The organism is Shewanella sp. W3-18-1 (assembly GCF_000015185.1).
Classification (GTDB): domain Bacteria; phylum Pseudomonadota; class Gammaproteobacteria; order Enterobacterales; family Shewanellaceae; genus Shewanella; species Shewanella putrefaciens.
The window spans coordinates 4,681,359-4,696,085 of the sequence record NC_008750.1; the positions used below are offsets into that span (position 1 = coordinate 4,681,359).

Genomic DNA, 14,727 nt, shown 5'->3' on the forward strand with positions numbered 1-14,727 from the left:
AGAAAATGAGCAGATCTTTTATTTTTGTCCAACAAACCACCGTTTATTGAACAGTTAGAACACTTACCTATGGATTGGTTTTTTAATCAATAATCTGTTAAAATACTCGTATAAAAAACTATGTAAATAAAACGTGCATGAATCAAAGAATCGGCTATGCCAGAGTATCAACTGATGACCAGAACCTGCATCTCCAGCGGGATGCGTTGGTTGCTGCCGGTTGTGAAATCATTTATGAGGACAAAGCCAGCGGTAAAAGTACTGCCCGGCCAGAACTAGATAACTGTCTAAAGGCTCTCAGGCCAGGTGATACGTTAGTTGTTTGGAGGCTCGATAGACTCGGTCGCAGCCTGGGTGATTTGGTTAAAGTCGTGACTAATTTGATTGATGAACGGGGAGTTGGATTCCTGAGCTTACAAGAGCAGATTGAAACCAATAGTGCTTCTGGAAAGTTGATTTTTCATGTATTTGCAGCTTTAGCTGAGTTTGAGCGTAATTTAATTAGTGAACGGACTAAAGCTGGACTTGATGCTGCTAGGGCTCGGGGACGTAAAGGTGGCAGAAAGCCGAAGCTCGCACCAAAGGATATTCGAGAGATTAAGGTATTACTAAAAGATCCAAGCATACCCGTTTCCGATGTAGCTAAACGATTTGGTGTATCTAGAACAACAATTTATAACAGTGTCGGGGTCATAAAACCTGACCGTGAGGGGGCAAGTATATGAACGCTTTCCACTTTCAGGATCTTTTAAGTGAGTCAGCAGAGCCTCTCGTTCGTTATGAGGCCTGCAAAGGTATGGCTCGTGGTTATGCTAACTCTGTCATAGATGACCAGTATCGACTTAAAATCGCCAGGTCTTATTGCGCAGCTTTAATAAAATCTTATTGGGACGAAATTAACGCTAGGCACAATAGCAAGCTTAAAATTTTTTCAATCCCAACTGATTCTGAATTGGCCGAAATTACTCTCGATGCAGAGGATGTTGCTAAAAATACCGGTAAAGTGATTGCACAATTCCCTGATATTGATGCGGGCTATCTTATCGGATCAATATATACAGCCATGTTGCCTACTGCTTATCGATCTGATTTAGGAGCTTATTACACTCCGCCACCTTTGGTATCTAGGCTTCTTGATTTGGCAGAAGAAGCAGGCGTTGATTTCAGTACCGCGTCGGTAATTGATCCTGCATGCGGCGGAGGTGCTTTCCTTGCGCCAGTCGCTATGCGAATGCTCCAACGTTCCAAACATGCTTCAAGTGAATGGAAGCTTGCGCAAATAGGCAAGAGGCTCAAGGGGGTTGAGATAGATCCATTTGCTGCCTGGATGACGCATGTCTTATTAGAGTGTGTATTAATAGAACATTGCATTATTGCCAGGAGGCGGCTTGCAAAAAGCGTTATCAGTATTTGTGACGCTCTAACGTACCAGTCACCTGTAGATTTTGATCTGGTAATAGGCAATCCTCCATACGGTAAAGTTTCTCTTGATACAGAAGTTAGAGAGAAGTTTAGTCGCTCACTGTTTGGTCATGCCAATTTATATGGTCTTTTCACCGACCTCGCTTTAAGACTCGCCAAGCCTGAAGGGGTAATAGCTTACTTAACACCTACATCATTTTTGGGTGGGCAATATTTCAAGGCATTACGTGAGCTGTTAATTGATGAATCTGCGCCACGAGCTTTTGATTTTATATCAAATAGAGAGGGTGTTTTTGACGATGTTTTACAAGAAACTCTTCTTGCAACATTCAAAAAGTCAGCAAGAAAAACACCGGCAAAGGTTTCATTGTTAGTACCGGAGGGGCTTAACGAAGCAAGAGTAGAGCCTATTGGAAAGGTATCAATTATTAAAGGTGATGGTCCGTGGCTAATCCCTAGAGTAGCTGAAGACGCTGCATTGTTAAATCGACTCAAGAAGATGAAGACCCGTCTCCCTGATCTGGGCTACGTTGTTTCGACTGGGAAACTTGTTTGGAATAGACATAAAAGCCAGTTACGTACTGAAAAAACAAAAGGGGCACTACCTCTTGTTTGGGCTGAATCGGTAACTTCAAATGGCTTTAAATTCTCTTCGGTGAAGAGAAACCATGTTCCTTATATTCAAATTGAAAAAAACCAGCGACATCTTGTAACTACTGATTCATGTGTTTTGGTGCAGCGAACCACATCTAAAGAACAAAATCGAAGAGTTCTCGGTGCTGTCATACCACAAGACTTTATTGATCGATATGGTGGTGTCGTTGTAGAAAATCATTTAAATATCGTATACGCAGATACACTTATACGGGAGTTAAGCGTAGAAACTATCAACGGATTACTTAATTCTCAGGTCTTTGACCGTATATACCGTTGCATAAGCGGTAGTGTAGCTGTTTCTGCTTATGAGCTTATGGCCGTGCCTTTACCGAGCTTGGACGATATGAAAAAGCTGGAGAAGATCATTGCAGCAGGTTCTGATAGACTCTCCATCGAGAAGTGTATCGCAGGATTGTATGGAGAGAGCAAACTTGAGCTGGCCACATGTACCAAGTCTGGAGGTGATTGCTGAACGCTTACCTCTAATATTCCCTGAAGGGACAGAAAATCGTAATTATGTCATCCGAGAAATGGCTGCAAGAACTCTCTATGTTATGTTCTACGCAGGAGCTGTCGAAGGTGCTGATCGTTGGATTCGGCCAAGCCAAGTAACCGACATGTCTGATGTTCAGGCTGCTCTCTTGACGGACGAGGAGCGTCAGTCTTGGGTTAAGCAGGCGCTATCTAGTAAGAAAGATAGGCCTGTTACGACCTGGTATGCTCCAAATTCTCGAGAACCTGTCAGAGATGAGACTATTCGATATGGGTTTATAGCCCTTGGTGCCGTTATTGAACGCACTGGTTTGCCTGTGACAACTCCTCTTCCTAAATACGCAATGTCAAAAGCATTTGCAGCTCTGTTCAATGTAGATTTAATTGGGGATGATTTAGAGGCTTTAATTCGTAGCTGGCAGAACTCTCACCTTAATGCTGCCGCTTTAAGTCGAATTCGATTACTTGGTGCGCATGCCACTGCCGCAGCATCAGATCAGATAACCGCGACATTACCTAATTCTGGGTTAGTAATGCTTGAGTCTGGTCCGTCAGGCGTAATAGGTAAGGCGGTGATCGAACAATTCGCTCGGAAGTTTTTAAAGACGCCAGCCGTATTATGGTTGTCTCAGTCAGGGGAAAAGGTTGGTATTGATCTTGCGAGTAGGTTAAAGCTCAAAATTGACCCTTCAAAAACGTTACCTGACGTTATTTTAGTTGATCTTGGGACCAAGACTGACGGTAGTGACATGTTATTTGTTTTTATTGAAATTGTTGCTTCAGATGGTCCAATTAACTCTATGCGTAAACAGAAGCTAACTGAGATAGCTATTGAAGCTGGCTTCTCTGCCCAGAATCTTGCTTTTGTAACTGCATTTCAAGATCGTTCAGCCGCTCCATTCAAAAAAGCAATGTCAGAACTCGCGTGGGGAACTTATGCGTGGTTTTGTTCTGAACCAGATAATTTAATTGAGCTAAGAGATGGCAGTTCTATAATCTTGTCAGAGCTTTTATAGGACATAATAATCATAAAGCTGGTTTGGTAAGCCAGCTTTATGATTGCTCTATAGCTCAGGGGTCTATAACGGTTTCAAGTTATATCCATTTTGCTGTAGGTAATTGGCCCTATCATAAATTCTTGCGATCTCAGATTTTATTGGACCAAAAAAGTACTTTTTCCCCATTAGGACAAGGCATTCTGCTTCTGGGTCCAGAAGTTTAAACAAGTGATAGGCCGGTTCGTCAGCAAGAGTATGATTGCCAATTGCTGAGTCAGGAAAAAAATGTCCAGCATCATTTTTCAGAAGGTAGTCGTCTAAGTTTTCATCAAAATGTTCCCAAGCGTTCCGTAGATCCCTGTTATGAATAGGTGAGTCTTCTTCCATACCAAAAGCAGATATTAACTTTTCGCCTCGTTTTTTTCTCAGAGCTGCTTGATAGGGATGGGTTTTGTTTAGCTTGCCCGGATACCAAACCGGCCAGAAGTATCGAGATAAAGCCGCCGCATGCCCTATTGCCTCTTGTACCAAACTAATTAAGTAGTCTGAATCAGCCTGTTTTTCCTTTGCAAATTCGTAGTGTTCAAAAGCTTCCAAACATCGGCTAGCTGAATAAATTATCGAATGTATATAAAAAGCGTCGTATGGAGAAAAAATACCGCTGAAATCTTCAACAATTATTTTTGCTCTACTTTCCAATTCATCTAATTCAAAGTTTACTGACATCTGATATACCTACTAAAACCCCATCGAAAAGCAATCTATTGATACTAAATATTTGGTCATCGCTCTAAGCATTACCGAAAAGCCACCTAAAAGCGACCGTTGAGTTAAATTCGAGCCCAACGAACAAACCGCACCCCAAAGACAAGCACTGAAAAGCAACCCAAAAGCAACTTTACGATGTACTTGACGCCTCTATCTGTTTGATTAATATATAAAGTGTTTTTGGTAGCTGGCCTTCAAACAGCATTCTGCAAAACTAAGGCGATTGCCTTCATTTCTTAACCCTCAGGGGGACTGCCCCCTATGGGCATTCCTCCGTCTATAACAATCTCCCCGGAGGAAAATCAGATGTTTATCATCATTATGCTTGCAGCGTTATGCTGCTGCCTGTGCTTGTGTATTGCACAAGTTAACAGGCTTCCATACCGCGATTTTGCTCAAAGCAATGTCGTGTCCTTGGTACTCGATTCCGAGCAGCCAAACCAAAGAGGACCACCCTCAACATCAGGACGAGTGTTGGAATACCCAACTTGCTCGATGCTCCACCCCGTCTCTGTCGCCGTAGGCGTAAACAGAGACGGGGGTAGAGCCCCCGACGGAAGCCTTGAGCCTCAAGGGCTCTAGGCTTTCGCACCGCGCACGAATGTGCGCGAATTATACCGCCTTCGGCGGTTAGCGCGCTTCGCGCTTTCCTTTCCAAAGAATGACACGACAGTACCAGCCGGATCTGCTGGCAGTTTGTTCCGTCGGAACAGACCAGCCAATGGAATGAGCAGTTCGCTCCATAGCAGTACAATTCGTAATTAATGACCGTGGACATCGGGTTTAACTGTCCTGTGTTTGGGCAAGATCCCAACGTTGGCCTTAGCATGCAGAGCTAATTAAAAAACTGCGTTTCACTTACCACCGGATACGGACGGGCCAACAAAGTAACAATTTTGATTAACAGAGTTAGGGGGATCAATGCGTTCAGAGCGGACTAATCCGGATTCACGGAATTTTGGTCTTCGTAGTCGAGATATAAACAAGGCAGCCCTGAACGCTCTCAAGGAGGGGATGAAGAGTTTTCAGTCCATAGCCACTATTCATGACCGATGGAGCGTTTTTAGCGCTTGGATTAAGTCCGAACAGGGCATAAAGGACATGCGGGACATAGAAAAGGCTCATTTGGTCGCTTATGCGGCGCACCTTAATGATCGCTACGAGCGGGGAGAAATTGCGCCATCCACGGCGCAGAACTACCTGAGCGCAGTGAATCGGGTGATGGAGATTGCGCGTGGCGACCGACAGGTACGTGTAGATCCTGTCTCCGAGGGGGGACTTCCAAAGCGCTCAGGTATCGCCACTGGCGACCGAAGTGTTTCGGAAGCTTCCCATAATGCCGCAATGGGGGCAGCCTCCGAGCGCCTTGGGGCTTTGCTGGAACTACAGCGTAATTTCGGTCTGCGGTTCGAGGAATCGGCCAAGCTGGATGCAGCCAGAGCACTAAGAGAGGCCGAGAAAACTGGCTCCGTGAGCATAAAAGATGGCACCAAAGGTGGCCGGGCGCGCACTGTTCCGATCACCAGTGATGCTCAAATTACGGCACTCCTGCGAGCCGCCGCCATACAGGATGGCCGCAGCATGATCCCCGCAGAGAAGAATTATCGTGAGTTTCGGCAAGAAGCCTACCGGGAGATCGGCCGCCATCCGGTGAACTTCCACGGCGAACGGCACCACTACGCTCAAACGCGCTACAAAACTTTGATGCGTGCTGATTGCCCGGTAAAAGCAGGTGTTAAACATGGGCGAGAGCACTATGAATATTTAGCCAAAGAACTTGGAGTATCAATAGCTCACGCCAAAATGCTGGACAAAGAAATCAGATCTGAAGTGGCTTTGGAATTGGGTCACGGTCGCATCGATGTGACAAATAGTTATTTGGGGTAATTGATGGAAAAATGGGTAAGAGAAAGAAGCCATGTTTATGTGCGACATGGAGGGAAGACGGCTCGGCGAGCTATGGTAAAAAGGCTAATTGCGGCTCTAAACGATATTGCCGCCAATGAAAAAGGAGTCAACGCACCATCGCAAATTGGAAGAGCTCATATCCACCGGTATTACACTAGGCACCAAGGATTGAGTACAACGACATTACGGGATCATTTTTATGCGTTCCGACTCTTGTGGGAATTGCTTAACCGTCCCGGAGAGCCTCCACGCCCAAAAAACACCGGCTCTGCTGATTAAAAGCCATCTATGCCTATGTCATATTCCTTAATCAGACCTTCCGTTCGCCGCATTACCGTTTGTAATTACCGTATTATCATAATTATCGTAATTACGATAAAAAGCAGGTGGAATGGGGACTTCTGCATAATAAAAATAGTTCCTGCATTGTTTAATTGTGCCCAAAAAGGGCCAATACAGCGCGTGTCGATTCAGAACTGAGCTGTTAAATTTGAATCAACTTCAGCCCCGTGCTGAGTATGTGCGATAGCTGGTCGCCAAAAACAAACAGCATTTTATCAATTTATCCCGTAACCGGGGTTCACCGGTTATGCGGTGTAACCCCTTCAATTCCAACTAATTGGAGGTGTTTATGTACTTTTCTACGTTCGTTTTGATCATGATTGTTACCGTGGGCGTTATTGCTTTCGGGGCTACCATTGTCGCCAAACTACTAAATAAGGCTTCGATTCTTGCATATCGATCATTGAGAAAAACGCGGCCCGTACGGGTCGTCAGTCCATTGGTAACTAATAGCAGTTCATTGTGTGGTGAATGGTTGAAAGCTACCTCCGGTAGCAATCAACCTGGAGTCTCCGATGCTGTCGAATGCGCTCCGCTTGAGGGTGAGCTGGTTGCAGAACGCGCTGTAATAGGTTCCACCAGGAAATTATTGTCAGCTCAAAGATGAGGGAGATTTAATGTATCGACTGATTCTATCAAACCAAAAGAAGCGAACTCGAGAGTATCAGCCTTCTGATGCTGGTTATAGGGCAGCTCTCAAAGCCACGCGCAAGTTTTTGGAACAAAACCCCCAGGGAAATGCAGTGCTTTACGGGCATGGTGTTTGTGAGTCCTTCACTATACGCAACATACCTGAAGCCTAATCCCTAATTAAATAACCCAACCGGGTACTTTGCCCGGTTGGGCTAAGTCCCGGCTATTAAACTTTCGGAGAATTAATATGTTGGGACAAAATCAAACAGAGATCCATCAATTCGATGTGTGTGGCCGCGTGTATTATCGTGGGGTTAACTACACTGAAAAAGAAGGTGAGTTGGCTGTTGAAACAGTAGAAGCTACTTCTCATGATGAAGCTGAAGCGATGTTTAAAAGCCTGCAGGATGAGTATGCTCGTGAGTGTAATCGGACTGTTGAGCGCATCGATATCACTTTCACTATTGACTTGACGATAGCTGAAAGCGACAACGATGAACCGTACTTAGTGATGTAATTACTGAGAAAAGCAAAGGGCCAGCTTGTCTGGCCCTTTGCTACTTCTGGGGATAGGAATCTACTGAATCGGTTTCATGATCCTGCTTGGCCGTTTGCTCATCCAAGAGGCGGAGCATCTCTGACGCCTTGCGTCTGGCCTCGGCTACAATTTCTGGCTTCTCCTGCTCCAAGATCTGGTCTAGTGTTTTTGCCACTGGTAAATCTCGCTAGTTTAGTTAGACTCTAAGTATATAAGGTTTTACAAGAGAGGTTCAGTTCCGTGGATGCCTTTACTATTGCAATGTTAAGTTTGCTCGCATTTTTTACCATTGTGACGTTCGGAAGTTTGTATTTATACAACAAACACAATCAAAACCGCTCTGAACAATAATTATATGTGTATTAAACGGCCCTGTTATCAATGCTGAATAATTCAGCAACAAACTGGTATTTTTACTGTTTCAATTAGATGATCGGACATAGCGTTAATTTCCTCATCGTCTAGTTTCGGAGCAAACAGGGGCGTTCCCCAGAATTGAACCTGTGGATAGTCTGAAAGCCTAAATACTCCATGCGGCCATCGGTCCTCGTCACCCAACCACCGGCGTAAAGTCAGATCTATACCCCATCCATCCTTTAGCTCTATCCAGCAATGCGGATTGATTTGTGTCTTGCTATGCACTGTTTCAACAAACCCTACTCTGCACTGATGTGGAATGTCTGATTTGGCTAGAATGTGGCTGATCACGTAAGTCATCACATCACAACTGGCTTTTGAATCCTCCAGATTTAGCAAAGCCAGCTCCAGTTCTTCATGCCACAGACTCATTGTGCCTTCCTGAATAGCAATTGCTGGCCTTTTTCATAGATAACTGGATATGGCAAAGCTTTACCATCCTGGAACACACTATTGGGCGGGAAATATATGACTGCCCATTCCGGCAGCGCTCGGCTCGTACTTTTGTAAAAATCGTCCATTGGAAATGATTTCACGTCGCTGACCTGGGAGAAAATCAATCGAGAATATTTGGTTGTGTTATTAGCAGCCAGATTAAAGCTATCAATATTACCACTGCCCACAAAGGCTGGTGTTTTCCAAGGATTCGGCATTGTAACGTTGTATGCAATTACGCAGTTTGAGCCATCACAGCCAAATTGCGGAGCCGTTACTGCCCACATAATTAAGGGGTTTCCATCAATCTTAGGCGCCGTACTTTCCACTATTTTAGTTAAATCCAGGTTCATAGATTTCGCTGCTACCGCAACGGCATTATCAATTAGGTTTATATAGTTGCTATAAGCTTCTTCTGAGGATTTAGCCATTGATGCAGGCATCCATGCCATCAAACTTGGCCTAGCGGATGGGTTATCCGGTGATGTAAGAATGCTTGCAGTGTTAAACATGAGAGTTTGCTGACCGTTCAATCCTCTTAATGGAGCATCAAGCGATGAGGCCAGGCTTGTGATATTTAGCGCTTTCATCAATAGAGACTGTTTATATGAGTTCAGCCCATCTTCTGAGTCTCTCAGATCTTGGTCATAAATACCTCCAGCTCTTGCCAAGTTTAGCGCTCTGGACATCTCTGGATTATAGGATTTTGGGGTTGTAGCACAGCCTGCGAGCATAATGGCGGCGAACAAGGCTGTAGCTGAACTTACGGAAGTTGACATATTCATTTTCATTTAAAGCTCCTCTTTTAGAAATAGAGTGCCATTGGTTTGTGAAAATGCAACAAGGGTTAAGTAAAACTTTTTAAAAATCATAAGTTTGTACGGACGTGACAAAGTTACCGACATTTCACATGTGGAAGTTTTATTTGGGTTGCCCAAATTGGACAGTTTGGCAGTTCGGTTTGTACTCATTTGCTCGGTAGGCTTTCGGGTGACACGAAACCTATTGGAGCAACAGTATGAGAGTCTCTCCCCCTTACATTAGAACACTATCTGCCTCTTGTTTAATCATCTTCTCTGTCGTCGCCACTCATGCCTCGGCTGAAGGACTTCAGTCCGAGATGGATAGACTATTCAATGAAATGAGTAATACAACCAGACCTGGTATTCATGAGACACAACGCCGTGGAGTTATTGCGGGTGGGCGTGTGACCACCAAAGCGCGTATTTTTGATGAAAACCTAGTTAGCTTTGTCCCTCCATCTTGGAAAGCTGGGTGTGGTGGCGTTGATCTATTCGGTGGTTCTTTATCGTTTGTGAATGCAGATCAGATTGTTCAACTGATGCGAGCTGTGGCAGCAAATGCAAAGGGCTATGCTTTTCAACTAGCTCTGGATAATGTTTTTCCTGATGGTGCCAAATGGATAGAAAACTTTCAGAAAAAAGTTCAGGCTTTGAACCAACATTTAGGCAATTCTTGTCAGTTAGCTCAGGGTATTGTTAACGATTCACTAAGTGCTTTTGACACAAAACTAAAAAACGATACTCGTACAAAAGCATCGACCAAAGGCTTATTTGAAGACATGTTTTCTGCAACGCAGGAAACGGATGGACAAACGGCAATCAAGACTCTGAAAGACAACTCGCCACAGGCCTACCAAGAGATGATAGGTAATATTGTCTGGAAGCAACTCAAAAAGAATAGTGTAAGTTCATGGTTCCAGTACGGGGATAGCAGCCTGCTTGAAGCCATGATGTCTATAACTGGTGCCGTTGTCATTGGTGATTTAATTAATGATCCAAATCTTGCTGGAGCAAACAACAGTACTAATCCCATCGTCACCTTACCGGGGAATCGAATTACCCTTGGAGATCTCATTTCAGGTGGCTCTGTTAAAGTTTATTCATGTGACAGTGATACGGTTAACTGTATTTCTGCTGGTTCTGAGCTGAAGAGTGTTCAGCTCAGGGGTATTGGCAATCAAATGTCAGATTTACTTCTTGGTTCTGATTCTTCACCTGGATTGATTTATAAATATGCAAACAATGTTGGGGCTTTAAGTTCTGCCGAGATAGCTTTTGTATCAAATCTCCCCAGTAGCTTTGGCTCACTTTTCCGAAATCTTTCAGCTGTTTCCAGTGATACAGCAGAGCAGTTTGCTCAGCAAGCACAGACCATCATAGCGCTAGATATAACCTACAGGTTTATTGAGGAGATATACCGGGCAACAACTATTGCGTTAGCTAACAGTGATAATGCCTATCAACAAAAAGCTGTTGATGTACTTGATGCTTCTCGTGCTGTTGTCAGACAAGAGTATGACCAATTAATTGTGAGACACGGGAAGCTAAGTGATCTGATGGGGTATTACAACAGCTTACTCGATGTCACAAAAAAGCAGCGGCTTTTACTTGCGGCCCAAGCATCAGGGAAAAAGGAGTAACTAATGGATTTTAGTATTTATTCCGTCGGTGATGCCGCATTTCTAGAGCAAATAATGATTGCTGTGGCGATGGCTACAGGCACCGGTGATTTTGAACGCATGGTAAGTATTGGCCTTTTAATTGGCGCTCTTATCATCTCATTTCAGTCGTTATTCCAGGGCGCTAAATCCTGGGATTTACATCAAGTTTTTGCTTGTTGGCTAGTGTATGCCATTTCCTTTGGAACCGGCGTTACGGTAACTATTGAGGACGCGTACAACGGACAAGTGCGAGTAGTGGATAACGTACCTGTTGGTCCAGCCGCCGCTGGTTCTATAATCTCAAGCGTTGGATTTGGTCTCACAAAACTCTTTGAGGTTGCATATAGCCCTGTCGCGAGTGTGACTGAATCAAAGTTCATGGATTCTTTAGAGTTATTATCAAAGCTCAGAAATCACGAAATGGAGTCAGCACTATGGACTGTCTGGAATGATTCTCTAGGAGGCGGTGCTGTTGATATGAAGAAAAGCCTGACTAACTACATATCAGAATGCACAGCAATTAAATTTTCATTAGGTGAGTCAAATGAGGATCAAATCAACACAGAGAATTGGCGTACAGCTCTCAGATTTGATTCACAAATATATGGGACCCGATTGTTCCTGTCTCCATCTGGCCCGACAGATCCCAGTTGTACAGATGGCTGGATTCAGTTGAGCCAATCCTTTGAAACTGCCTTCAATTCTGGCCTTTCGCAACAAGCTCTTGGCTATTTGTTGTCTACCACTGATGCTTTGAATGCTACATCTGACTCTTTATATCGCCTGCAGGTTACGAATGTGGCCGCAGGTGATTTTATAAAAGCCAATTTTCTACAACCTATCGTACAGCGTGGCTTTGCTCAGTACTACAGTGATATGAATGATCCGTACGCACAAATCATGCTCACTCAAGCTGAGTCTCAGCGAAATACGCAATATGCAGCCGAACAGTCTTTGTTTGTAAAATCGATTCAACCTCTTATGACCTTGGTAGAGGGGTTTGCCTATGCGATTACGCCCATAGCCGCATTTGTTATGGTGCTAGGTTCTAAAGGTTTGCTATTGGTCGGTAAGTATCTTCAAATGCTTATATGGGTACAACTTTGGTTGCCAATTATGTCGGTAATCAATCTATTCATTTACATAATGGGGCAGCAGGCGCTCGCAAAATATACCACAGGGAACTTATCCTCATTTGAAGGTGTTGCATATGCTGGGGCCGAAATTGAGCGTTGGATAGGGATAGGTGGAATGATGGCCGCAGCAACGCCAGTCCTATCGTTGATGTTAGTAACTGGCTCAGTATATGCCTTCAATAGTCTTGCTCAACGAGTGGGGGCGAGTGATACAGTCAATGAAAAACTAATGTCTCCAGACTTAGTGGACCGTGGTTCTGTTTTGAGTCAACAACCACAATTTAATCAATCCCGAATTGCTGGAACAATGACCTCTGGAGGTGAGTCGTTAGTTGATAGTATTAACTTAGGAAGTACCGTAAGTAATGCCCTTAGCAGTAGTTCTGCTGCTACTGCACAGGCTCAGAAAGGCTTCGCTAATCAATTAAGTAATAGTGTGTTTTCTGGACATGGTTCAGAACAGACTTATTCACAACTACAATCATTAGGACAAACGCTGAGAGCGTCCGATTCAACTCAGGCTAAAAGTATTTTGTCCGCCGCTCAGAACTACTCTCGTGATCATGGATTAAATTCCTCTCACACGGATGCTGTGGCTGGAGCTATTGCTATGCGGGCCAGCGCTGGTGTGGATGCCGGAAAACTTGCTGCTGCTTTTACAGGACCGGTTGGTGCCGCTGTAAATGCCGCTAACCCGGTATCTATGAACGGTAGTTTAGATGTATCTGCGCAATCACAGAGTCAGGATAGTAGGCAGCAGCTTAGTTCTGATATTGACTCTTTATCTCGCGGACTTGGTTTTACAAAAGATGACAGTTCAGCATTAACGAGTGATTTGGCTCGTCAAGTTTCCACTGATAAAGGTCAACGTTTTACCCAGAGCTTAGGTGAAGAGCAGAGAAAGCAGCTCATGCAATCCAGTTCTGATCTTTTGTCTTCGCAACAAACCTACCAAGAGTTATCTCAGGCTCAGCAAACTATCGGGACTACTAGCAACAATAATATTAGCGCGTTAGCTGACAAAGTTCTGAACAACTGGTCAGCTGGTAAGTCATTGTCAGATGGCGTTAGACAGTCATCGCCAGAGACAAGAGATTTTGCGCAAAGAAAAGCCCAGCATTACCAAGATTTAGGCATTGATTCCCAGAGGGCAATAGTTGGAGGGCAGTTGTTTGCTATGCTCAATTCCAACTCTCCATCTGAACAAGCAATTGCAGCCAGTGCAATAGCAAAGGCGACTGGTGGCAACAGTGGCATCGACTTTAATCAACCAGGTCAAAGTGCAATGTTGGTAAAGGATGCTCCGCGCTATATTTCACCGGTCGAAAATACGAGCTCACTTTCGGCACCGGAAAGAATGAGCAGTGAACAAAAGCTTTTGGCTGAATCAGGCAGTATTGGATCTGAAAATTCTGTTCGTGACGCTCATGAAAAGGGTATCCAACAACTTGAGCAGAGTTATGGGTCCAGCAGAAATGAATACCTTAATGACCGCTTGCCTGCTTTAAAGTCACAGATCATGGCATCTGATTTAGCCCCTTCAACATCCAGCACTTTGTTTGCAGGTGCTGAAGGCGCTGGTCGTTTTGTACAGCAAGTTGTGGGTGGCGCAGGAGCCGCCAAAGATGGGTTCGCAGAGAATTTTGGGCAATCAATGTCTAAGTTAGCCCAGATGACTCCAGCACAACGAGATCAGTTTATTGAGGACACAAAGAAAGGGGACGATTACGTCAAGCAAGAGTATGGTCTTGGAGGCTTCCTGGCTGTAGGTGCTGCAAATCTGGGTAGGGATATCATTGGTGTGGGAATCAGTGGATTTGAAGCCGGTAAAGAATGGTTAACCGGTAAGTCAGATCTTTCAGAGGCAGCACAGGGAATGTCTGTTAGAGAAAGAGGGATGTTTTTTGCTTCTGCATTAGCAAGTGCAAGCGAGGCTGGAGCTGGAAAGGCGGCTGAGTTTGTTCAGCAATATGGTGACGAATTCAGGCAGATAGCAATGGATACTGCAAGATATGATTATGGTTTGAATAGTCAGGCAGGAGCAGAATTGTTTGCTGCATCGTTGATGGGCGGCGATTCATCGCGCTCTGGAGAACTAAGAGAAAATCTCAGAGAAGAGGTTGGTGATAACGCATTGGCAGATAAAATGGCTGCGATTATTGAAAGTTCGGCGGGGGCAGGTAAAGACCAAGCGGGCGGATATTTAGCGCCTGTTTCAAGATACTTATCTGTAGCCAAAGGAGGCCGTTAATGAGCAGACGAGCTGAATATAGACGCGCCATTAAAGAGCTTAAAGTGATGATATTACTGGGGGAAGGGAGATGGCTAAAAGAAAAGCCAATCTCCTGTGGAAATAAAAAATTTATCGTCGATGGTTCGGTGTTGAACAATGTAATCAGAGAGCATCCGGAACTTAATAAACACATTTTGATAGGTTTTTTTTCGTCGCCTCAACGGTATCCGTTATTAAGATATAAAGATAGGCAGTTAACGTTAAGTCTATAATTAATAGAAACA

Annotated in this window: 11 protein-coding genes; 8 read left to right on the top strand and 3 right to left on the bottom strand. The window is 44.3% G+C overall.

The genetic code is table 11. The features are described 5' to 3' along the window. The first annotated feature begins 137 nt into the window (after positions 1 to 137). Genes SPUTW3181_RS21155 through SPUTW3181_RS21165 form a run of 3 tightly spaced genes read left to right on the top strand, consistent with a single transcriptional unit; the run spans position 138 to position 3,587 of the window. Positions 138 to 725, top strand: a complete 588-nt coding sequence (locus SPUTW3181_RS21155) for a recombinase family protein (RefSeq protein ID WP_011791296.1) — start codon at positions 138 to 140, stop codon at positions 723 to 725. Further along, the gene (locus tag SPUTW3181_RS21160; protein ID WP_001747920.1) at positions 722 to 2,551 is read left to right on the top strand and encodes a class I SAM-dependent DNA methyltransferase; all 1,830 of its coding nucleotides are present in this window, start codon (positions 722 to 724) and stop codon (positions 2,549 to 2,551) included. The genes SPUTW3181_RS21155 and SPUTW3181_RS21160 overlap by 4 nt, the downstream gene beginning before the upstream one ends. Next, the gene (locus SPUTW3181_RS21165) at positions 2,511 to 3,587 is read left to right on the top strand and encodes a BsuBI/PstI family type II restriction endonuclease (RefSeq protein WP_002015199.1); all 1,077 of its coding nucleotides are present in this window, start codon (positions 2,511 to 2,513) and stop codon (positions 3,585 to 3,587) included. Before SPUTW3181_RS21160 ends, SPUTW3181_RS21165 begins: the two co-directional genes overlap by 41 nt. A gap of 63 nt (positions 3,588 to 3,650) precedes the next feature. On the opposite strand, the gene SPUTW3181_RS21170 is transcribed toward SPUTW3181_RS21165, so the two are convergent. Beyond that, entirely contained in the window at positions 3,651 to 4,295 is a 645-nt protein-coding gene (locus SPUTW3181_RS21170; protein ID WP_011791297.1) for a hypothetical protein, read from the bottom strand. A 963-nt stretch (positions 4,296 to 5,258) separates the two neighbouring features. On the opposite strand from SPUTW3181_RS21170, the gene SPUTW3181_RS21175 reads away from it, so the two are divergent. Together SPUTW3181_RS21175 and SPUTW3181_RS21195 are read left to right on the top strand one after the other, a co-directional pair. Further along, a complete protein-coding gene (locus SPUTW3181_RS21175) occupies positions 5,259 to 6,224 on the top strand; it encodes an integrase domain-containing protein (protein WP_011791299.1) in 966 nt (321 codons plus the stop codon). Positions 6,225 to 7,467: 1,243 nt separating this feature from the next. After that, complete coding sequence (locus SPUTW3181_RS21195) at positions 7,468 to 7,737, top strand: hypothetical protein (protein WP_011791300.1); 270 nt, start codon at positions 7,468 to 7,470, stop codon at positions 7,735 to 7,737. A 414-nt stretch (positions 7,738 to 8,151) separates the two neighbouring features. On the opposite strand, the gene SPUTW3181_RS21200 is transcribed toward SPUTW3181_RS21195, so the two are convergent. Both SPUTW3181_RS21200 and SPUTW3181_RS21205 read right to left on the bottom strand, forming a co-directional pair. Continuing rightward, positions 8,152 to 8,547: a hypothetical protein gene (locus SPUTW3181_RS21200; RefSeq protein ID WP_011791301.1), complete on the bottom strand. Its 396-nt coding sequence runs from the start codon at positions 8,545 to 8,547 to the stop codon at positions 8,152 to 8,154. Next, on the bottom strand, positions 8,544 to 9,401 hold the full coding sequence (locus SPUTW3181_RS21205; protein WP_011791302.1) for a hypothetical protein: 858 nt from the start codon (positions 9,399 to 9,401) through the stop codon (positions 8,544 to 8,546). Before SPUTW3181_RS21205 ends, SPUTW3181_RS21200 begins: the two co-directional genes overlap by 4 nt. A 227-nt stretch (positions 9,402 to 9,628) precedes the next feature. On the opposite strand from SPUTW3181_RS21205, the gene SPUTW3181_RS21210 reads away from it, so the two are divergent. From SPUTW3181_RS21210 to SPUTW3181_RS21220, 3 genes are read left to right on the top strand one after another with little or no spacing between them, the layout of a single operon-like run. After that, the gene (locus SPUTW3181_RS21210; protein WP_011791303.1) at positions 9,629 to 11,053 is read left to right on the top strand and encodes a conjugal transfer protein TraH; all 1,425 of its coding nucleotides are present in this window, start codon (positions 9,629 to 9,631) and stop codon (positions 11,051 to 11,053) included. Positions 11,054 to 11,056: 3 nt separating this feature from the next. Then, on the top strand, positions 11,057 to 14,461 hold the full coding sequence (locus SPUTW3181_RS21215) for a conjugal transfer protein TraG N-terminal domain-containing protein (protein WP_011791304.1): 3,405 nt from the start codon (positions 11,057 to 11,059) through the stop codon (positions 14,459 to 14,461). Beyond that, positions 14,461 to 14,715 (top strand): hypothetical protein, encoded by a 255-nt coding sequence (locus SPUTW3181_RS21220; protein WP_041408282.1) that lies wholly within the window; start codon positions 14,461 to 14,463, stop codon positions 14,713 to 14,715. The genes SPUTW3181_RS21215 and SPUTW3181_RS21220 overlap by 1 nt, the downstream gene beginning before the upstream one ends. Positions 14,716 to 14,727 lie beyond the last annotated feature (12 nt).

Bases quoted from the DNA above. Each gene is read 5' to 3' on its own strand.
- SPUTW3181_RS21195 (WP_011791300.1), top strand. From the start codon at position 7,468: ATGTTGGGACAAAATCAAACAGAGATCCATCAATTCGATGTGTGTGGC.
- SPUTW3181_RS21200 (WP_011791301.1), bottom strand. From the start codon at position 8,547: ATGAGTCTGTGGCATGAAGAACTGGAGCTGGCTTTGCTAAATCTGGAG.
- SPUTW3181_RS21220 (WP_041408282.1), top strand. From the start codon at position 14,461: ATGAGCAGACGAGCTGAATATAGACGCGCCATTAAAGAGCTTAAAGTG.
- SPUTW3181_RS21210 (WP_011791303.1), top strand. From the start codon at position 9,629: ATGAGAGTCTCTCCCCCTTACATTAGAACACTATCTGCCTCTTGTTTA.
- SPUTW3181_RS21170 (WP_011791297.1), bottom strand. From the start codon at position 4,295: ATGTCAGTAAACTTTGAATTAGATGAATTGGAAAGTAGAGCAAAAATA.
- SPUTW3181_RS21215 (WP_011791304.1), top strand. From the start codon at position 11,057: ATGGATTTTAGTATTTATTCCGTCGGTGATGCCGCATTTCTAGAGCAA.
- SPUTW3181_RS21155 (WP_011791296.1), top strand. From the start codon at position 138: ATGAATCAAAGAATCGGCTATGCCAGAGTATCAACTGATGACCAGAAC.
- SPUTW3181_RS21175 (WP_011791299.1), top strand. From the start codon at position 5,259: ATGCGTTCAGAGCGGACTAATCCGGATTCACGGAATTTTGGTCTTCGT.
- SPUTW3181_RS21205 (WP_011791302.1), bottom strand. From the start codon at position 9,401: ATGAAAATGAATATGTCAACTTCCGTAAGTTCAGCTACAGCCTTGTTC.
- SPUTW3181_RS21160 (WP_001747920.1), top strand. From the start codon at position 722: ATGAACGCTTTCCACTTTCAGGATCTTTTAAGTGAGTCAGCAGAGCCT.